The organism is Nocardia sp. CA-145437 (genome assembly GCF_050956485.1).
Taxonomy (GTDB): domain Bacteria; phylum Actinomycetota; class Actinomycetes; order Mycobacteriales; family Mycobacteriaceae; genus Nocardia.
This window is the reverse complement of sequence record NZ_CP191204.1, coordinates 6,574,191-6,591,508: the sequence shown is the minus strand read 5'-3', so window position 1 is coordinate 6,591,508 and position 17,318 is coordinate 6,574,191. Positions and strand designations below refer to the sequence as shown.

Annotated in this window: 19 protein-coding genes; 13 read left to right on the top strand and 6 right to left on the bottom strand. The window is 68.8% G+C overall.

What is annotated here, in order from left to right:
* The first annotated feature begins 1 nt into the window (after nt 1).
* The 5 genes from ACQPYY_RS30535 to ACQPYY_RS30515 are packed head-to-tail and all read left to right on the top strand — an operon-like array spanning nt 2 to nt 6,444.
* Nucleotides 2-2,008, top strand: a complete 2,007-nt coding sequence (locus ACQPYY_RS30535) for an acetyl-CoA carboxylase biotin carboxylase subunit (RefSeq protein WP_433591913.1) — start codon at nt 2-4, stop codon at nt 2,006-2,008.
* Nucleotides 2,005-3,165 carry an acyl-CoA dehydrogenase family protein gene (locus ACQPYY_RS30530; RefSeq protein WP_379092499.1) on the top strand — a complete coding sequence of 387 codons (1,161 nt, stop codon included), beginning with the start codon at nt 2,005-2,007 and terminating at the stop codon, nt 3,163-3,165. Before ACQPYY_RS30535 ends, ACQPYY_RS30530 begins: the two co-directional genes overlap by 4 nt.
* Nucleotides 3,162-3,665 (top strand): MaoC family dehydratase, encoded by a 504-nt coding sequence (locus ACQPYY_RS30525; protein ID WP_379092502.1) that lies wholly within the window; start codon nt 3,162-3,164, stop codon nt 3,663-3,665. Before ACQPYY_RS30530 ends, ACQPYY_RS30525 begins: the two co-directional genes overlap by 4 nt.
* Nucleotides 3,662-4,495, top strand: coding sequence for an HpcH/HpaI aldolase/citrate lyase family protein (locus ACQPYY_RS30520; RefSeq protein ID WP_379092505.1), 834 nt, complete (start codon nt 3,662-3,664; stop codon nt 4,493-4,495). Before ACQPYY_RS30525 ends, ACQPYY_RS30520 begins: the two co-directional genes overlap by 4 nt.
* Before the next feature lie 5 nt (nt 4,496-4,500).
* The gene (locus ACQPYY_RS30515; RefSeq protein WP_433591912.1) at nt 4,501-6,444 is read left to right on the top strand and encodes an acetoacetate--CoA ligase; all 1,944 of its coding nucleotides are present in this window, start codon (nt 4,501-4,503) and stop codon (nt 6,442-6,444) included.
* Between the two features lie 29 nt (nt 6,445-6,473).
* Here the strand turns inward: ACQPYY_RS30515 and ACQPYY_RS30510 are convergent, their stop codons facing one another.
* The 3 genes from ACQPYY_RS30510 to ACQPYY_RS30500 all read right to left on the bottom strand — a co-directional run bounded on the left by ACQPYY_RS30510 (nt 6,474) and on the right by ACQPYY_RS30500 (nt 8,876).
* The gene (locus ACQPYY_RS30510) at nt 6,474-6,824 is read right to left on the bottom strand and encodes a DUF4254 domain-containing protein (RefSeq protein WP_433591911.1); all 351 of its coding nucleotides are present in this window, start codon (nt 6,822-6,824) and stop codon (nt 6,474-6,476) included.
* 284 nt (nt 6,825-7,108) lie between these two features.
* Nucleotides 7,109-7,690, bottom strand: coding sequence for a TetR/AcrR family transcriptional regulator (locus ACQPYY_RS30505; RefSeq protein WP_379092514.1), 582 nt, complete (start codon nt 7,688-7,690; stop codon nt 7,109-7,111).
* A gap of 37 nt (nt 7,691-7,727) precedes the next feature.
* Nucleotides 7,728-8,876, bottom strand: a complete 1,149-nt coding sequence (locus tag ACQPYY_RS30500) for an epoxide hydrolase family protein (RefSeq protein ID WP_433591910.1) — start codon at nt 8,874-8,876, stop codon at nt 7,728-7,730.
* Nucleotides 8,877-8,971: 95 nt separating this feature from the next.
* Between ACQPYY_RS30500 and ACQPYY_RS30495 the strand changes: the two genes are divergently transcribed.
* Nucleotides 8,972-9,934 (top strand): helix-turn-helix transcriptional regulator, encoded by a 963-nt coding sequence (locus tag ACQPYY_RS30495; RefSeq protein WP_379092520.1) that lies wholly within the window; start codon nt 8,972-8,974, stop codon nt 9,932-9,934.
* Between the two features lie 15 nt (nt 9,935-9,949).
* Here ACQPYY_RS30495 and ACQPYY_RS30490 read toward each other — a convergent pair whose 3' ends face one another.
* Together ACQPYY_RS30490 and ACQPYY_RS30485 are read right to left on the bottom strand one after the other, a co-directional pair.
* Nucleotides 9,950-10,675 carry an ABC transporter ATP-binding protein gene (locus tag ACQPYY_RS30490; RefSeq protein WP_379092523.1) on the bottom strand — a complete coding sequence of 242 codons (726 nt, stop codon included), beginning with the start codon at nt 10,673-10,675 and terminating at the stop codon, nt 9,950-9,952.
* A gap of 35 nt (nt 10,676-10,710) precedes the next feature.
* Nucleotides 10,711-11,760 (bottom strand): ABC transporter permease, encoded by a 1,050-nt coding sequence (locus ACQPYY_RS30485; RefSeq protein WP_433591909.1) that lies wholly within the window; start codon nt 11,758-11,760, stop codon nt 10,711-10,713.
* 129 nt (nt 11,761-11,889) lie between these two features.
* Between ACQPYY_RS30485 and ACQPYY_RS30480 the strand changes: the two genes are divergently transcribed.
* Nucleotides 11,890-13,044 carry a sensor histidine kinase gene (locus tag ACQPYY_RS30480; protein ID WP_379092529.1) on the top strand — a complete coding sequence of 385 codons (1,155 nt, stop codon included), beginning with the start codon at nt 11,890-11,892 and terminating at the stop codon, nt 13,042-13,044.
* Nucleotides 13,041-13,676 (top strand): response regulator transcription factor, encoded by a 636-nt coding sequence (locus ACQPYY_RS30475; protein ID WP_357281670.1) that lies wholly within the window; start codon nt 13,041-13,043, stop codon nt 13,674-13,676. Before ACQPYY_RS30480 ends, ACQPYY_RS30475 begins: the two co-directional genes overlap by 4 nt.
* Nucleotides 13,677-13,695: 19 nt before the next feature.
* Here the strand turns inward: ACQPYY_RS30475 and ACQPYY_RS30470 are convergent, their stop codons facing one another.
* Nucleotides 13,696-14,577 carry an NmrA/HSCARG family protein gene (locus ACQPYY_RS30470; RefSeq protein WP_433591908.1) on the bottom strand — a complete coding sequence of 294 codons (882 nt, stop codon included), beginning with the start codon at nt 14,575-14,577 and terminating at the stop codon, nt 13,696-13,698.
* A gap of 104 nt (nt 14,578-14,681) precedes the next feature.
* Here ACQPYY_RS30470 and ACQPYY_RS30465 point away from each other — a divergent pair, with 104 nt between their 5' ends.
* From ACQPYY_RS30465 to cobM, 5 genes are read left to right on the top strand one after another with little or no spacing between them, the layout of a single operon-like run.
* Nucleotides 14,682-15,155, top strand: coding sequence for a MarR family winged helix-turn-helix transcriptional regulator (locus ACQPYY_RS30465; RefSeq protein WP_379092537.1), 474 nt, complete (start codon nt 14,682-14,684; stop codon nt 15,153-15,155).
* A gap of 19 nt (nt 15,156-15,174) precedes the next feature.
* Nucleotides 15,175-15,600 carry a PPOX class F420-dependent oxidoreductase gene (locus ACQPYY_RS30460; RefSeq protein ID WP_379092540.1) on the top strand — a complete coding sequence of 142 codons (426 nt, stop codon included), beginning with the start codon at nt 15,175-15,177 and terminating at the stop codon, nt 15,598-15,600.
* A 42-nt stretch (nt 15,601-15,642) separates the two neighbouring features.
* A complete protein-coding gene (locus ACQPYY_RS30455) occupies nt 15,643-16,125 on the top strand; it encodes a TetR/AcrR family transcriptional regulator C-terminal ligand-binding domain-containing protein (RefSeq protein WP_433591907.1) in 483 nt (160 codons plus the stop codon).
* The gene (locus ACQPYY_RS30450; RefSeq protein ID WP_433591906.1) at nt 16,122-16,481 is read left to right on the top strand and encodes a DoxX family protein; all 360 of its coding nucleotides are present in this window, start codon (nt 16,122-16,124) and stop codon (nt 16,479-16,481) included. Before ACQPYY_RS30455 ends, ACQPYY_RS30450 begins: the two co-directional genes overlap by 4 nt.
* 22 nt (nt 16,482-16,503) lie before the next feature.
* Entirely contained in the window at nt 16,504-17,262 is a 759-nt protein-coding gene (cobM, locus tag ACQPYY_RS30445) for a precorrin-4 C(11)-methyltransferase (RefSeq protein WP_433591905.1), read from the top strand.
* Nucleotides 17,263-17,318 lie beyond the last annotated feature (56 nt).

Below are 17,318 nucleotides of genomic sequence, written 5' to 3'. Positions count from 1 at the left end.
CATGATGAACAAGGCAACCCCCGTCGTCTTCGACACCGTGCTGGTCGCCAATCGCGGCGAGATCGCGGTCCGGGTCATTCGCACCCTGCGCGACATGGGAATTCGATCGGTCGCGATCTACAGCGACGCCGACGCCGACGCCCGCCACGTGCGCGAGGCCGACACCGCGGTCCGCCTCGGCCCGGCCGCCGCGCGCGAGTCCTACCTGAACATCGACAAGGTGGTCGCCGCCGCCGTGCGCTCCGGCGCGCAGGCCGTGCATCCGGGATACGGCTTCCTGTCCGAGAATTCGGCCTTCGCGGCCGCGCTCGAGGCGGCGGGCATCGCCTTCCTGGGCCCGTCCGCCCGCGCCATCGAGATCATGGGCGACAAGATCACCGCCAAGAACGCGGTCGCCGAATACGGCGTGCCCGTGGTGCCCGGCATCGCCAAGCCCGGTCTCACCGACGCCGAATTGATCGCCGCCGCGACCGAGATCGGCTACCCGGTGCTGGTCAAGCCGTCCGCCGGTGGCGGCGGCAAGGGCATGCGCCGCGTCGACGATCCCGCCGACCTGCCCGCGGCCCTGGTCAGCGCCCGCCGCGAGGCCGGCGCCGCGTTCGGTGACGACACCCTGTTCCTGGAACGCTTCGTCACCAAGCCGCGCCACATCGAGGTGCAGATCCTGGCCGACCAGTTCGGTCACGTGCTGCACCTGGGCGAACGCGAATGCAGCCTGCAGCGCCGCCATCAGAAGGTGATCGAGGAAGCCCCCTCGCCGCTGCTGGACGCGCGCACCCGGGCCCGGATCGGCGCGGCCGCCTGCAATACCGCGCGCAGTGTCGACTACGTCGGCGCGGGCACCGTCGAGTTCATCGTCTCCGCGGACCAGCCGGACGAGTTCTTCTTCATGGAGATGAACACCCGGCTGCAGGTGGAACATCCGGTTACCGAACTGGTCACCGGCGTCGACCTGGTGGAATGCCAGGTCCGCATCGCGGCCGGGCAGAAGCTGTCCGCCGCGCAGGAGGATGTCCGGCTCACCGGGCACGCCATCGAGGCGCGCGTGTACGCCGAGGATCCGGGCCGCGACTTCCTGCCCACCGGCGGCACCGTGCTCGCCCTGTCCGAGCCGGAAGGCCCGGGCGTGCGGGTGGATTCGGGTCTGCGCACCGGCACCGTCGTCGGCTCCGACTACGACCCGATGCTGTCGAAGGTCATCGCCCACGCCGCCGACCGCGGCGCGGCTATCGCGAAACTCGATGCGGCCCTGCGGGACACGCAGATCCTCGGCGTACGCACCAACACCGATTTCGCGCGCTTCCTGCTCGCCGACCCGGACGTCCTCGCCGGACAGCTCGACACCGGCCTGCTGGACCGCCGCGCCGCCGACTTCGCCCCCGCCGCCGTCACCGATGAGCAGTTCATCGCGGCCGCCGCGCGGCTGTGGCTGCGGCACTGGCCGGACGGTCCGGTGGATCCGTGGCAGCTGCCCACCGGCTGGCGGGTCGGCGCGCACGCGCCCTTCGGTATCCGCCTGATCGGCGGCGACCGCACCGCGCACGTGTTCTTCTCCGGCACGCCGGACCGGGCCACCACCTGGATCGAGGACGGCGAGCGGCGCACCCTCACCGTCGATTCCGACGGGGACACGCTCACCCTCGCCATCGACGGTCTGCGCGGCCGCTACCGGGTCGCCACCGCGCCCGGCCACCTCTGGGTCGCTGACCGCACCGGCACCGCCCTGCTGCGCGAGGTCGCCGAGGCCGATGTCCGCGTCGGCGACGCCCACGTCGGCGACGCCGAGATCCAGAGCCCCATGCCGGGTTCGGTCATCGCCACCCCCGCCGCCGACGGCGATGTCGTCGCGGCGGGCACCCCCATCGTGGTCGTGGAGGCCATGAAGATGGAACACACCCTCACCGCCCCCATCGCCGGCCGCGTCGAACTGCTGGTCGAGCCGGGCGCGCAGGTGAAACTCGAACAGCCGCTGGCTCGCATCATCGCCGAGGAGAACACCCAGTCATGACCGATTTCCTGTCCACCGGAACGCTTCCGGACGAGTACCGCGAACTCGCCCTCACCGTCCGCGACTTCGCCAACCAGGTGGTGGCCCCGGTCGCCGCCAAGCACGACGCCGAGCACAGCTTCCCGTACGAGGTCATCTCCGGCATGGCCGACATGGGCCTGTTCGGCCTGCCGTTCCCCGAGGAGTTCGGCGGCATGGGCGGCGACTACTTCGCGCTCTGCCTGGCGCTCGAGGAGCTCGGCAAGGTCGACCAGAGCGTCGCCATCACCCTGGAGGCAGGAGTCTCGCTGGGTGCCATGCCGATCTACCGCTTCGGCAACGACAAGCAGAAGGCGGAGTGGCTGCCGCTGCTGGCCAGCGGGCGCGCGCTGGGCGCGTTCGGCCTCACCGAGCCGGGCGCCGGCAGTGACGCGGGCGGCACCCGCACCACCGCGGTGCTCGACGGCGACAGCTGGATCATCAACGGCTCCAAGCAGTTCATCACCAACTCGGGTACCGACATCACCCGGCTGGTGACGGTCACCGCGGTCACCGGGGCGGTGGACGGCAAGAAGGAGATCTCCACGATCATCGTTCCCGCCGACACCCCGGGCTTCACCGCCGAGCCCGCCTACAACAAGGTCGGCTGGAACGCCTCCGACACCCACCCGCTCAGCTTCGTCGACGTCCGGGTGCCGGAGGAGAACCTGCTCGGCGAGCGCGGCCGCGGCTACGCCAACTTCCTGCGCATCCTCGACGAGGGCCGGATCGCCATCGCCGCGCTGTCGGTCGGCGCGGCCCAGGGCTGCGTGGACGAGAGCGTCCGCTACGCCAAGGAGCGCGAGGCCTTCGGCCGCCCGATCGGCAGCAACCAGGCCATCGCCTTCAAGATCGCCCGCATGGAGACGCGCGCCCACATGGCCCGCACCGCCTACTACGACGCGGCCGCGCTCATGCTGTCCGGCAAGCCGTTCAAGAAGCAGGCCGCCATCGCCAAGCTGGTCGCCAGCGAGGCCGCCATGGACAATGCCCGCGACGCCACGCAGATCTTCGGCGGCTACGGGTTCATGAACGAATATGCTGTGGCCCGGCACTATCGCGACAGCAAGATCCTGGAAATCGGTGAGGGCACCACGGAGGTGCAGTTGATGCTGATCGGTCGGGAGCTCGGCCTGTGACCGAGGTGAAGCGGGTCGTCCAGCGCGGTCTGTGGTTCGACGAGTTCGAGATCGGTGTGGTCTATGAGCACCGGCCGGGTCGAACCATCACCGAGGCCGACAATGTGCTGTTCACGACGCTGACCATGAACACCCAGGCCCTGCACCTGGACGCCGCGTTCTCCGATGCGCTGCCGCCGTTCCACCAGCGGCTGGTGAACTCCATGTTCACGCTGTCCACGCTGGTGGGTCTGTCGGTCGCGCAGCTGACCCAGGGCACCATCGTGGCCAACCTCGGCTTCTCCGACATCGCCTTTCCCAAGCCGCTCTTCCACGGGGACACGCTGTACGCGGAGACCGTGGTGACCGACCTGCGGGAATCCAAGAGCCGTCCGGGCGAGGGCATCGTGACCTTCGCCCACACCGGACGCAATCAGCACGGTGAGATCGTGGCCACCGCCGTCCGTAAGACCCTCGTCAGACGCAATCCACTGTCCAGCACGCAGGGAGAACCCGCATGAGTTGGGAAATGCCCGGTCCCGCGTGGCTTTTCTGCCCAGCGGACCGGCCCGAGCGGTACGGCAAGGCCCTGGCCGCCGCAGACGTCGTCATCATCGACCTCGAGGACGGCGTCGCCGAGGCCGACAAGGCGTCCGCTCGTGAGGCGCTGATCGCCAACCCGCTGGATCCGGAGCGCACCGTCGTCCGCGTCAACGCCGCGGGCACCCTCGAGCACATGCTCGACCTGGACGCCCTGGTGCGCACCGAATACCGCCGCATCATGCTGCCCAAATGCGAATCGGCCGAGCAGATCACGCGGCTCGCCGACTACGAGGTGATCGCGCTCATCGAATCGCCGCTGGGCGCGCTCGCCGTCGGCCGGGCGGTCATGGTGCGCAATGCCATCGGCGTCATGTGGGGCGCGGAGGACCTGGTCGCCGCGCTCGGCGGCAATTCCAGCCGGCACGCGGACGGCGGCTACCGGGACGTGGCCCGGCACGTGCGGTCGCAGTCGCTGCTGGCGGCCAAGGCGTACGGCAAGTTCGCGCTGGACTCGGTGTATCTCGACATTCCGGATCTGACCGGGCTGGGCGCCGAGTCCGAGGACGCGGTGGCCATCGGCTTCGACGCCAAGGTGGCCATCCACCCCAGTCAGCTGCCGGTCATCAGGACCGCCTACGCGCCCGCCGCCACGGAGGTCGACTGGGCGCAAAGGCTTTTGGTGGAAGCACCCAACCATCGGGGTGTCTTCACCTTCGAAGGGCGCATGGTGGATATGCCGGTCATCCGGCACGCCGAGCGCATCGTGCAGCGGGCCGACGCGGCCGGCAGCGCGGGATACGCGTCGTAGGAGGTATGGCGGTGGAACCACAGTGGGTGCCGAGCGACGACGATCTCGCCCAGGCCCAGGTGACCAGTTTCGCGCTGTTCGTCGAGAAGCGCACGGGACAGTCCTTCCCGGACTATCAGGCGTTGTGGCAGTGGTCGATCGACGACCTGGAAGGGTTCTGGGGCGCGCTCTGGGACTACTTCGACCTCGGCGAGCGGGCCGGCGAGGTGCTCGGCTCCGTGGACATGCCTGGCGCGCAGTGGTTCCCGGGAGCGCGGCTGAACTATGTCGAGCAGGTGCTGCGGCAGGTTCGTGACGACCGGCCCGCCATCCTGTCGGTCGACGAGACCGGTGAGATCACCGAGATCTCCTGGGCCGCGCTGGTCGCCACCGCCGCGGCGTTCGCGCGCACTCTGCGCGAACTGGGCGTCGGCCCCGGCGACCGGGTCGCCGGGTACCTGCCGAACATCGCCGAAGCCGTCATCGCGTTTCTGGCCACGGCCGGCATCGGAGCCATCTGGAGCGCTTGCGGCCAGGACTATTCCGCGCAGGCCGCCCTCGACCGGCTCGGCCAGCTCGAGCCGAAGGTGCTGGTCACGGCCGACGGGTACCGCTTCGGCGGCAAGGTGCACGACAAGACCGCCGATATCGCGGCGCTGCGCGCGGGCCTGACCTCGCTGGCCGGGACCGTCGTGGTGTCGCGCATCGGCGCGGCCGTGCCGGACGCGATCACCTGGGAGAACGTCGACCCGGGCGACGCGGACGTGGACTTCGACATCGAAGCCGTGGACTTCGCGCACCCGCTGTGGGTGCTGTACTCCTCGGGCACCACCGGCAAGCCCAAGGGCATCGTGCACGGACACGGCGGCGTGCTGCTGGAGCATCTGAAAGCCGTTGCCCTGCAATCCGATATCGGGCCCGACGACACGTTCTTCTGGTACACCAGCCCCAGCTGGATGATGTGGAACTTCCAGGTCGCCGGACTGCTGGTCGGCGCCACCATCGTCTGCTACGACGGCAGCCCGGCCGCGCCCACCCCGGACGCGCTGTGGCAGCTGGCCGCTCGCACCCGCGCCACCGTCCTCGGCACCAGCCCCGGCTATGTGCTGGCCTGCGCCAAGGCCGGATCCGTGCCGCGCGGCGACCACGACCTGTCCGCGCTGCGGCTGGTCGGCATCACCGGCTCGTCGCTGCCGCCGTCCTCCTCACTGTGGCTGCGCGACAATGTCGGCGAGCGGGTGCCGGTGGCCTCGATCAGCGGCGGCACCGACGTGGTGTCGGCGTTCATCGGCGGCGTCCGCACCGTGCCGGTGTGGCCGGGCGAACTGTCGGCCCCGTATCTCGGCGTGGCCCTGGACGCCTGGGACGAACAGGGCAATCCGGTTCGGGACGAGGTCGGCGAGCTGGTCATCACCAAGCCGATGCCGTCCATGCCGGTGTCGTTCTGGAACGACGCCGACGGCTCCCGCTACCGCGACGCGTACTTCGAGATGTTCCCCGGCGTCTGGCGGCACGGCGACTGGATCACCATCACCGGCCACGGCAGCATCGTCGTGCACGGGCGCTCGGATTCCACCCTGAACCGGCAGGGCATCCGCATGGGCAGCGCCGACATCTACCAGGCGGTGGAACGTATTCCGGAGATCGCCGAAGCGCTGGTCATCGGTGCCGAACAACCGGACGGCGGCTATTGGATGCCCTTGTTCGTGGTGCTCACCCCCGGCGTCGAATTGACCGACGAATTGCGCGGCCGGATCAATGCGACCATTCGCGCGGAGGTGTCCCCGCGGCATGTCCCCGACGAAATCATCGCCGCCCCCGGCATTCCGCACACCCGCACCGGCAAGAAGCTGGAAGTGCCGATCAAGAAGCTCTTCCAGGGCGCGGAAGCCGCCACCGTGGTGGCCCCCACCGCCGTCGACGTGCCCGAGCTGCTCGAGTGGTACGCCGCCCAGAAGCCGCGCGGATAACCGGAAGCCCGCAGGACGAGCGGAGTTTCTCAGTGTGCGCCGGGCAGGCGTCGCCGCCCGGTGCACACCTCCGACGCCAAATCCTCGTAGCCGACGGCCAATTCGGCCAGGTGCTCCCAGGCCACGGTGAGATCCCGGCCGGATTCGCGCGCCAAGGCGGCATAGGCGGCGGCGGTGAGCCGGGCCAGCCGGTCGATGACCGCGCCGAGCGTCTCGGTGTGCACGCGGGCCGCGCCGTGCGACGGCGGCAATTGCGCTGTCACCCAGCAGTCGATCTCGTGCACCAAATTCGAACGGCGCGTGTCGAGTTCGGTGAGCTGCTCCGGCCGGGCACTGAGCAGACTCTCGTGAAGTCCGGTCAGATCGTGCGCGGCGCGCAATAGTGGATGTCCGGGAAAACCTGTCCCACGGCAAGCCTGAAGGACTTGGTTCTTGGATGGCAGTGTGTCCCTCATCGCTACTGCTCCTAATACCGCTACCTGCGAATTCCAAGCACAGTAGTCAGCGCAGATGACAGGGACGTGTCTGCCGGTTCAACAGCCCACTGCCATTCCGCTAGGGGAACCTCGCCATATCCGGAGATCAATCGGTGAGCTGTCCTATGTGGAACGATCAGTCTCGAATCCGGCCGGTCGTGAAAACTGTGGATGAATCGGAAATCCGTTCAGCCGAGCACGGATACAGCCGTCCGCGCGGCATCACGCAGGCGCGCAGCGGAATCCGGCGTTCGCTCGAGAACTCGGACACCCTGGAGGAAAACCAGGAGGAATCGGGCAAGTGAACGCGGATCCGAATCCGCGGCCAGTTCCCCCTGCGCGCGAGCCCGCAGCAACGCCGAAGTCAGCGTCGTTTCCAGGTGTGCCCAGCTCGACTCCACCAGCCGCGCCACCGCCTCGTCGGTGCGAGCCCGTTCGACCGCGCTGTTCACCACCATGCAACCCAGATGCGAATCGGGACTGGAGGCTTCGCGCACGAACCGCTCGACCAGACCGCGCACCGCGGGCAGTACCGGACCCGGTTGCGACAGCTCCGCCATGATGGCCGGATCGGTGGTCTCGAGATAGCGCCGCAGGGCCTTCAGATAGAGGTCGCGCTTACCGCCGAAGGTGCCGTAGATGCTCGCCTTGGCAATCCCAAGATGCTCAACCAGATCCGCCATCGACGTCGCCTCGTAGCCGTGCTCCCAGAACAATTCGAGAGCGCGGCGCAAGGCGGTGCCGGGGTCGAACTCCTTGGTCCTCGCCATGACGAGCACCCTACGTCTTTCGGGACCGTCCGGTCCGCTAACGCTGCCGTGACACGAGGTCGAAGAAGGTCTGGATATCGGCCGTGTGCGCCCGGGGCACGTCCATGGCGAGGAAATGGTTACCGGTGTTGCCCTCTGGCCAGTACGCGATGGTGTTGTCGCGTTCCGCGAGGCGGCGCATGAGCGGCGAACCGCCGGAATACACGCCGATCGGGACCAGTTTCTGGCCCGCCGGCCAGGCGAATCCGTCGTCGCCGAGGCCGTTGTACATGGGCCACGACGAGGTGGCGGCGGTGTTGGTGAACCAGAAGACGCTGGCGTTGGCCAGCAGCTGGTCGCGGTCCACCGCCTGCTCGGGGTGGTCCGCCAGCGGCGAGAACTCGGTGAACTTGTGCACCAGCCAGCCCAGCAGCCCGACCGGCGAATCGGTCCACCCGTGCGCGAAGGTCTGGGGCGCCTGCCGCAACAGCACATGGTGGTTCACCCCGGACTGCCACTTCTGCATGAGATCCCATTCGGCGCGCTCCTCGGCCGTCATGGTGGGCACATCCGCCGCGGTCGGCATCCCGATACCGCCGTCGATGTGCACGCCGATCAGATGATCCGGATCGGCGATCGCCATCTCCTGCACCACGTACGCGCCCAGATCCCCGCCCTGCGCGCCGTACCGGTCGTAACCGAGGCGCGCCATCAGCTCCACCCACATGCGGGCGACCCGGCGCGGCTTCATCCCCGGCTCGCGCGGCCCCTCGGAGAACCCGAACCCGGGTACCGACGGAATCACCACATGGAACGCCTGCGTCGATTCCATGCCGTGCGCCCGGGGATTCGTCAGCAGCGGAATGGTTTTCGTGAACTCCACGAAACTGTTCGGCCACCCGTGCGTGAGAATCAGCGGCACGGCCTCCGGATCCTCGGAACGCACATGCAGGAAATGCACATCCAGCCCATCGATCTCGGTCCGGAACTGCGGGAATTCATCGAGTGCCGCTTCCTGTGCACGCCAGTCGAATTCGGTGCGCCAGTACTCGGCCAGCTCGCGCAGATAATCCACCGGCACACCACGCTCCCAGCCCTGCCCCGGCAGCTGCCCGCTCCACCGGGCCCGCGCCAGGCGGTCGTGGAGGTCGTCGAGCTCGGACTGCGGCACGGCGATGCGGAACGGGCGGATCTCGGCGCTGGTCATCATGGCTCCTCGTGGTCTTCGGTCGGCGGTTCACCGACCAGATTACGAAGGATGTAGGACTATTCTTGTCCTACTTCGAGCGCAGGATGGAATTCATGAGCGATACGTCGGCGCGGCTGCTTCGTTTGCTGTCCCTCCTGCAGACCCCGCGCGAATGGCCCGGCAGCGAACTGGCGGACCGCTTGGGCGTCACCGACCGCACGGTGCGCCGCGATATCGACCGGCTCCGCGACCTCGGCTACCCGGTCGAGGCCACCATGGGGGCGACCGGCGGCTATCGCCTGGTGGCCGGTGCCGCCATGCCGCCGCTGCTCCTCGACGACGACGAGGCCGTGGCCATCGCCGTCGGCCTGCGTGGCGCCGCGGGATCCGCCATCTCCGGAATCGAGGAGGCCTCGGTCCGTGCGCTCGCCAAACTCGAACAGGTCCTGCCCGCGAAGCTGCGCCGCCGAGTGCGGGTGCTGGGTGCCGCCACCATCGCCCCGGGCGCGGGCGCGAATACCGTGGACCCGGAACTGCTCACCGCACTCGCGGCCGCCATCTCCAATACCGAACGCGTCCGTTTCGCCTACGAGGCGGCGGATGGCGCGGAGACCCGTCGCAATGTCGAGCCGGTCGGCCTCGTGCCCTATCGGCACCGCTGGTACCTGGTCGGGTTCGATCTCGACCGCGGCGACTGGCGGAGCTTTCGAGCCGACCGGGTCAGCCGGGTGCTCGCCACAGGCGCTCGGTTCGTGCCCCGAGAGCTTCCCGCCGCCGACCCCGCCGCGTATGTCACCGGGGATCGAACCGACTGGGGTACGCCGTCTTTGCACTTCCAGGTGGACATCGCCGCTCCGGCCGCGGCGGTGATCGGCCGGCTGGGGGAGGGGCCGGGCGATATCGTGGCGCGCGGGCCGGAGGCTTGTGCACTGGATATGCGGCGAGACGATCTGCCGGAGTGGGTGGCGCATCGCTTGCTGCAGTTGGGGGTCGAGATCAGGGTGCATGGTCCGGCCGAGTTGGTGGAGGAGATGCGGAAGATCCGTGATCGCGCGGGGCGGGCGGCATCACTGTGACGACCCCCCGATCCTTCATGCGGCGATTGCTGATTTCCGCTGTGTAAGAACACCATCCACCATCTGGTAAACGCTATCCATCTGATCCAGATGCGAAAGATCGTGCGTGACGAGAAGGGTGGACGCACCGTGCTCGCGCACGATCCCGACGATCAGATCGATGATCGCGGCGCCACGCTCCTGATCCAACGCACTGGTCGGTTCATCGATAACCAGCAGCGACGGATCATTCATCAGTGCCCGGGCGATATTGACGCGCTGCCGCTGCCCGCCCGAGAGCTGAGCGGGCCGCTTGTTCTCGTGGCCGCTCAACCCCACCGCGTGCAGCAGATCCCGCGCCCGCGCCCGAACCTCACGCCGCTTGCCGGGCGAAACGAACCAGCTCTGCCCCAGATGCACCATCGCCTCGAGCTGCTCGATGGTGGTCAGCGCGGGAATCAGATTGGACTGCTGGAACACGATCCCGATCGAGTTCCGGCGCATGGTCGCGGCATCGCGGCGGCTCAGCTCGGCGAGATCGAGGGTCCCCGAGGCGGTTTCGAGTTCGACCCGTCCCGAGTCCGGCCGCAGCAGCGTCGACACCGTGGCCAGCAGCGTGGACTTGCCGGACCCCGACGGCCCGGTGATGGCGGCGATCTCGCCACCACCCACGCGCAGGTTCACGTGGTCGAGCGCGGTGATGCGGTCCGCGCCGTCCGGAAAGGTGAGGGTGAGGTCGGAGACGGTCAGTGTGTTGGTCATCGCGATGCTCCTGGGAGACAAGGGGATTGTGGTCATCAGCGGGCCTGGTTGAGCGCGGTCAGCGGATCGGTGGTGACGAGGAAGCGCAGCGCGAACGCGGCGCCCAGCAGGCCGAGCGCGATCAGAGCGGCCGCGGGGAAGAGCGTGGTGCTCGCGCTGAGGATGAACGGCACCGCGCCGCCCATGAACAGTCCGGCCACGACCGTGATTCCGACACCCACGCCGACACCGAGCAACAGCACGATCAGGGCCTGGCTCAGGGCATCCCGGATCAGCGATCCGGTGGTCGCGCCCAGGGCCTTCAGAGTCGCGATATCGGGCTGCCGCTGCACGGTCCACACCGTGAAGAACGCGCCGATCACGAGCGCCGAGATGGCGAACAGCATGACGGTCATCAGCGTCAGCGAGCCGTTCTCGGCCTGGTAGGAGGCCATGGCCGACAGCGAGTCCTCGGTGCTCGTCGTGGTGGTGTGGGCGCTGGCGTCGAGAGCCTGCTGTTCGCTCACCCCCGACACCGCGAGGATGGTGGCCGCGCCCGAATGCGGGTTCAGCGCCTGCCAGTCCGACAGGGTCATCCACACCACCGGGGTGTGCGCGTACCAGTCGTCGTCGGTCACGCCCGCCACGCTGTAGCGCGCCGAGCCCAGCTCGACCGTGTCGCCGGTCTTCGCGTCGAGGTTCTTGGCGGCCGCCTTGGACAGGATCACCGTGCCCGGCTCGGTAGCTGTGCGCTTGCCAAAGGGGGTGCCCTGTACGCCGAACAGCGCGACCTGGGTCGGGGACACGCCGTTGACGGTGGCGCGGGTGCGGCTGATGCCGATCGGGTCGACGGTGCCGCCCGCGCGCTCCCAGGTCTGCACCTGTTCGGTGCTCAGCGTGGAGGCGTCGAAGGAGGGGGCGGAGCCGGTGTCGGAGAACACGACGGTGTCGGTCTTCAGCGATTCGATGGCGGAGATGTTCTGGTGCGCCAGACCGGCCGTGAGACCGCTGAGAAAGCTGACCAGCAGCGCGACCAGCGTGACCACCAGGGTAATCAGGAGGAAGCGGCCGCGGGCCGCCCGCAGATCTCTGAATGCGACGAACATACTTACACCCTCTCCGGGAAAGGCGTTCCGGCCATCGCGCCGCGGAACGAATCCCGGTCCGCCAACGGCAGGGCGGCGTTTCCTACTTTCGATGGATGCCCGGGTAATTGCCGGGCATAAGCTGGTCGCGTGCACCGGTCCCCCCTGACTCCCGTCTTCTCCGCCCTGCAGCTCGGGCTGCATGTGCTGGTCGTGGCGTTGACCGTGGTGGTGGCGGTGCAGGAGGTCTTCTCCGGAGCGCATCGGGTACTGGTGGTGGTGCTGGCCGGGGTCTTCCTGGGGGTCTATTTCATCGGCGGCCGGTACCGGCGCAACCTGGTCGGCGCGCGGGTGTGGCTGGGAGTGCTGACGCTGCTCTGGCTGGCACTCGTTCTCGTCGCCCCCTTGGCCGTCTACCTGGTCTTCGGGCTCTTCTTCCTCTATCTGCATCTGCTGCCGCGCTATTGGGGCGTGGTGGCGGTGATCGCCGCGACCGTGGTCGCCGTCGTCGGGTTCGCCGCGCACCGCGGGTGGACGGTCGCCGGTGTGATCGGCCCGCTGCTGGGCGCGCTGGTCGCGGTCGCCATCGGGCTCGGCTACGAAGCCCTGTTCCGGGAGGCCGCGGAACGGCAGCGGCTCATCGACGAATTGCTCGCCACCCGAGAGACTCTCGCCGAACAGGAACGCACCGCGGGCAAGATGGCCGAACGCGAGCGGCTGGCGCAGGAGATCCACGACACCGTCGCGCAGGGGCTCAGCAGTATTCAGCTGCTGCTGCACGCGGTCGAGCGGGCCGCCCCCGATCATCCGGCGCTGGAACGGATTCGGCTGGCCCGGGAGACCGCCGCCGACAGTCTCGTCGAAACCCGCCATCTCATCGCCGAACTCACGCCGGCCGCGCTGGAGGGTCAGTCCCTCGCGGGCGCGCTCACCCGGATCGCGGAGCGGGCCGCCGCACCCGGACTGGACGCGCAGGTGCTCGTCGAGGGCGATCCGCAGGCGCTGCCCATGCCGATCGAGGCCGCGCTGGTCCGTATCGCGCAGGGCGCGGTGTCGAATGTGGTGCGGCACGCGCAGGCTCAGCGGATGCGGGTCACCCTCACCTACGGCGATGACGCCGTGCACCTCGACGTGGTCGATGACGGGGTGGGCATCGATCCGGCCGTACTGGCCGAATCCCCGTCGGGCAGCTTCGGTTTGAACGCCATGCGCAATCGCGTGGAGCAGCAGGGCGGCACCATGGATGTCGAATCCGAACCCGGCCACACCGCGGTCACCGTCTACTTCCCCCTGGAGGACCAATGATCCGCATCCTCCTCGCCGACGACCACGCCATCGTCCGCGCGGGCCTGCGCGCCCTCCTCGACTCCAGCGTCGCCGAAACCGATTCCGACGACATCGAAGTCGTCGGGGAGGTCGCCACCGCCGAGGATTCGGTGGCCTTCTGCTCCACCACCCAGGTCGACCTGGTCCTGATGGACCTCCGCTTCGGCCCCGGCAAGTCCGGCGCCGACGCCACCGCCGCCCTGCGAGGCCTCGCGAACCCGCCGAATGTCCTGGTGGTCACCAACTACGACACCGACGCCGACATTCTCGGCGCCATCGAGGCGGGCGCGGTCGGCTACATCCTCAAGGACACCCCGCCCGCCGAACTCCTCGCGGCCGTCCGCTCCGCCGCCGAAGGCGAGAGCGTGCTCTCCCCGTCGGTCGCCTCCCGCCTCATGACCCGGGTCCGCAAACCCGACACCACCCTGAGTCCCCGCGAGATCGAGGTGCTGCGCCTGGTCGCCGACGGCCACTCCAACCGCGAGATCGGCAAACGCCTCTTCCTCTCCGAGACCACCGTCAAATCCCACCTGGTCCACATCTATTCGAAGCTCGGCGTGAAATCCCGAACCTCCGCCGTGGCCAGGGCCCGCGAGCGCGGAGCGATCTGACCGCGCGGAACAGCCGACCTCAGTGGGCGGCAGGCGTGGCGGCCAGCAGCGCGGGCCAATCCTGGGCCGAGGCCCAGTCGGCGAAGGAATGCCAGGCGATCTCGGGGTAGTCGCGGCGCAGACCGGCGACATCGACATCCAGACCGACGGTCGAGAAGTACTCGAACATGGCGGCCAGATCGGTGGAACGGGAGCGCACGTACGCGAGCGGGACCTCCCGGTGCGCGATCGGCGCGTCGATGGCGGCGGCCAAGGTCGCGGCGATCTGCGCGGGCGTGAGCTCGTCCGCGGCGATATCGATACGGCGACCGGCGAATTCGGCGCGGCGGTCCAGGGCGAGGGCGGCGAAGGCGCCGATATCGGTGGCGCTGATGAGGGTCAACGGCTGCTCGGCGGGCATGGGCCAGGAGAAGGTCTGCTCGCGCAGGCCGTCCAGGGTCCAGCCGGTGGCGTAGTTGTCCATGAAGGCGGCCGGAGCGATGACGGTCCAGGGCACGCCCGAGGCGGACAGTCGGCGTTCGATCGCGAATTTGCTCTCGTAGTGCGGCACACCGGTGTCGCGGTCGGCGTGCGCGACGGAGGTGAAGACGAGGTGGCCGAGGTGAGCGGCGACGGCGGCCTCGACGAGGTTCTCGCCGTGCCGGACCTCGACGGTGGTGTCGGTGTCGAACGGGGTGGTGACCGCGAACAGCGAATCCGCCCCGGCGAGTGCGGCATCCAGCGATGCGCGATCGTCGAAGTCGGCCCGGCGGATCTCCGCGCCGAGCGCGCGCAGCTGCTCGGCGGCGGGGGAGTCGGGGAAACGGGTGAGGGCACGGACGTGGTGGCCCCGATCGAGCAGGGCGTGGGCGGTGGCTCCGCCCTGGGCGCCGGTGGCTCCGGTGACCGCGATGGTGAGCATGGTTCCTCCACAAGGTAGTATCTGCTGCGTGACGCATTAACTGCGTCACGCAGCAATCTAGACAATATTGCTGCGCCGCGCAGCTATTCGGGAGTGTGATCCGGATGACATCCCAGCGTCGCCGGGCGTTGTACGACGAGCTCTCCGGCGAATCGCGCCGGTACATGGCCGCGTACACGCTGTTCAACCAGGCCATCGCGGACAAACTCGGACTGCATCCCACCGACCTGCAATGCCTGAGCCTGCTCACCGCGGAATCGCAGCCGCTGACGGTCAAGCAGATCGCCGACATGACGGGCTTGACCACCGGCTCCGCCACTCGTCTGGTCGACCGCATGGAACGCGGCGGCTATGTCACCCGCGAAGCCGATCCCGAGGACCGCCGCCGCGTGCTGGTCACCCCGGTCCCCGAAGCGGTCGCCCGCATCACCGCGACCTGGGACGACCTGGGCGAGGGGTGGGAGGCCATGCTGAACGATCACACCGACGCCGAACTCGAGGCGATCATCCTGCATATGCGAAAGGCTCAGGAGCTCAGCAAAACCCAGATCGCCCGCCTCCGGGGCACGCACGGCTGAGCGTCGTACGGTGTCCGCTATGGCCTCACTCTCCGATTCCCGAGTACGCGAGTTTCTGAGCGCGGGCACCCGCACCGGCAAGCTGGCCTTCGTGGCCGCCGACGGCCGCCCCCTGGTCGCCCCGATCTGGTTCGTCCTCGACGGCGACGTCATCGTCTTCAATACCGGCAAGGCCACCGCCAAGGGTCGCTCGATCCTGCGTGACGGCCGCGTCACTCTCTGTGTCGACATAGCCGAGCCCCCATACTCTTTCGTCCAGGTGCAGGGCGTGACCGAGGTGTCCGAGGATCCCGGCGACCTGATCCGCACCGCCACCGATATCGCCGCCCGCTACATGGGCGCGGACCGCGCCGAGGAGTTCGGCAAGCGCAACGGCGTCCCCGGGGAGCTCGTCGTCCGGCTCTTCCCCACCAGGGTGCTCGCCGATTTCAAGGTCAGCGGCTGAAACCTCCGATTGCGGAACCGTGAGTTCCGTTATGTGCAGGACGTGGCGACGCGGGCCGGGGTGGGCAAGGCCGCGCTGTATCGGCGCTGGCCGTCGAAAGCCGCGCTCGCACTGCATCATCTGATCGGGGACCTGCGGCCGCGCGAGTATCGCGATACCGGCGGTCTGCACGGTGATCTGCGCGAGGTCGCGGCCGACTTCGTCGAGCGCATGGGCAATCCGAGGGTGCGGGCGGTGCTGCCCGAGCTCATGGCGGATCTGATGCGCGACGGAACCCTGCAGACCGTGTTCGAGGACGTCTGCCTGCTGCCCGAGCGCGCGCTCATCCGGGCGGTCGCCGAGCGGGCGGTCGAACGCGGGGATCTGGCCGGGCTGCCCGACTTGGATTGGGCGCACGCGCAATTCGCGGGACCGGTCTTCCTCTGGCTCACCATGCTCGGCGGGCAGGGGGATCGGGCGCTGATCGACCGGGTCGCGGATTCCGTTGCCGCGAGCTGGATGTACGACAAGGAGAAGGACCAATGAACACCTGGCTGTGGATCGGGCAGATCGTGCTCGCGGCGTCGTTCGTGCTCGGGGGCGTCGCGAAGGCGGCGATCGAGAAGGACAAGCTGCGCGGCGGGATGCCGTGGGTGGACGACCTGTCGCAGAACGCGGTGCGGGGGATCGGGATCGTGGAGATCCTGGGCGGCCTGGGGGTGGTGCTGCCGTGGGCCACGGGGATCGCGAAGGTGCTGACGCCGGTCGCCGCGGTGGGGCTGGCCCTGGTGATGGTCGGGGGATTCGTGACCCACGTGCGGCGCGGGGAGTACGGGCGGTCGCTGTCGAACGTGGTGCTGTTCGTGGTGGCGGTGCTGGTGGCGGTCGGACGGTTCGCCTGAGCGGGTGTGCGAGACTCGCCCGATGACAGTGCACTTCATCGGGGCCGGGCCCGGGGCGGCGGATCTGCTGACCGTGCGTGCGGTCGAACTGCTGCGCCGATCCCCGGTGTGCCTGTACGCGGGGACCTATCTGGACCCGGAAGTGCTGGCGTACTGCGCGCCCGACGCCGAGCTGATCGATACGCAGAAGCTGGATCTGGACGAGATCGTGGCGCACTGCGCGCGGGCGCACGCCGAGGGCAAGGATGTCGCGCGGCTGTGCTCGGGCGACCCCTCCCTCTATTCGGCCCTCACCGAACAGAAGCGACGCCTCGATGCGCTGGGGATTCCGTGGGACGTGACGCCCGGGGTCCCCGCGTACGCGGCCGCCGCGGCCTTGCTCGGGGCGGAACTGACTGTGCCCGAACAGGTGCAGTCGGTGGTGTTGACTCGGACACACGCGCGCTCGACGGCTATGCCCGATTCGGAGGCCCTGGCCAACTTCGCCCGCACCCGGGCCACGCTGGTGCTGCACCTGGCCATCACCCGGATCCGCACTCTCGCGCAGGAGCTGACCGCCGACTACGGCAGTGCCTGCCCGGTGGCCGTGGTCTACCGCGCGACCCAGCCCGAGCAGCGGATTCTCCGGGGCACCCTGACCGATATCGCGGATCGGGTGGAGGCGGCCGGATTGCGGCAGGCGGCGGTCATCCTGGTGGGTCCGGCGCTGGCCGAAAGTATCGATTGTGCCCAGTCCCACTTGTACGACCCTGGTCGCGATAGGTCGCATATCACTGGGTGAAACAGCGAAATGGGACGATAGCCGACGGCTATGGCCCTTTCTGGTTGTGGCTTGCA

What these genes read in the sequence shown, in the direction of transcription:
- ACQPYY_RS30465 (WP_379092537.1), top strand. Translation starts at nt 14,682, where the DNA reads ATGACATCCCAGCGTCGCCGGGCGTTGTACGACGAGCTCTCCGGCGAA.
- ACQPYY_RS30450 (WP_433591906.1), top strand. Translation starts at nt 16,122, where the DNA reads ATGAACACCTGGCTGTGGATCGGGCAGATCGTGCTCGCGGCGTCGTTC.
- ACQPYY_RS30520 (WP_379092505.1), top strand. Translation starts at nt 3,662, where the DNA reads ATGAGTTGGGAAATGCCCGGTCCCGCGTGGCTTTTCTGCCCAGCGGAC.
- ACQPYY_RS30490 (WP_379092523.1), bottom strand. Translation starts at nt 10,675, where the DNA reads ATGACCAACACACTGACCGTCTCCGACCTCACCCTCACCTTTCCGGAC.
- ACQPYY_RS30515 (WP_433591912.1), top strand. Translation starts at nt 4,501, where the DNA reads ATGGCGGTGGAACCACAGTGGGTGCCGAGCGACGACGATCTCGCCCAG.
- ACQPYY_RS30495 (WP_379092520.1), top strand. Translation starts at nt 8,972, where the DNA reads ATGAGCGATACGTCGGCGCGGCTGCTTCGTTTGCTGTCCCTCCTGCAG.
- ACQPYY_RS30485 (WP_433591909.1), bottom strand. Translation starts at nt 11,760, where the DNA reads ATGTTCGTCGCATTCAGAGATCTGCGGGCGGCCCGCGGCCGCTTCCTC.
- ACQPYY_RS30530 (WP_379092499.1), top strand. Translation starts at nt 2,005, where the DNA reads ATGACCGATTTCCTGTCCACCGGAACGCTTCCGGACGAGTACCGCGAA.
- ACQPYY_RS30535 (WP_433591913.1), top strand. Translation starts at nt 2, where the DNA reads ATGATGAACAAGGCAACCCCCGTCGTCTTCGACACCGTGCTGGTCGCC.
- ACQPYY_RS30475 (WP_357281670.1), top strand. Translation starts at nt 13,041, where the DNA reads ATGATCCGCATCCTCCTCGCCGACGACCACGCCATCGTCCGCGCGGGC.
- cobM (WP_433591905.1), top strand. Translation starts at nt 16,504, where the DNA reads ATGACAGTGCACTTCATCGGGGCCGGGCCCGGGGCGGCGGATCTGCTG.
- ACQPYY_RS30460 (WP_379092540.1), top strand. Translation starts at nt 15,175, where the DNA reads ATGGCCTCACTCTCCGATTCCCGAGTACGCGAGTTTCTGAGCGCGGGC.
- ACQPYY_RS30470 (WP_433591908.1), bottom strand. Translation starts at nt 14,577, where the DNA reads ATGCTCACCATCGCGGTCACCGGAGCCACCGGCGCCCAGGGCGGAGCC.
- ACQPYY_RS30500 (WP_433591910.1), bottom strand. Translation starts at nt 8,876, where the DNA reads ATGACCAGCGCCGAGATCCGCCCGTTCCGCATCGCCGTGCCGCAGTCC.
- ACQPYY_RS30505 (WP_379092514.1), bottom strand. Translation starts at nt 7,690, where the DNA reads ATGGCGAGGACCAAGGAGTTCGACCCCGGCACCGCCTTGCGCCGCGCT.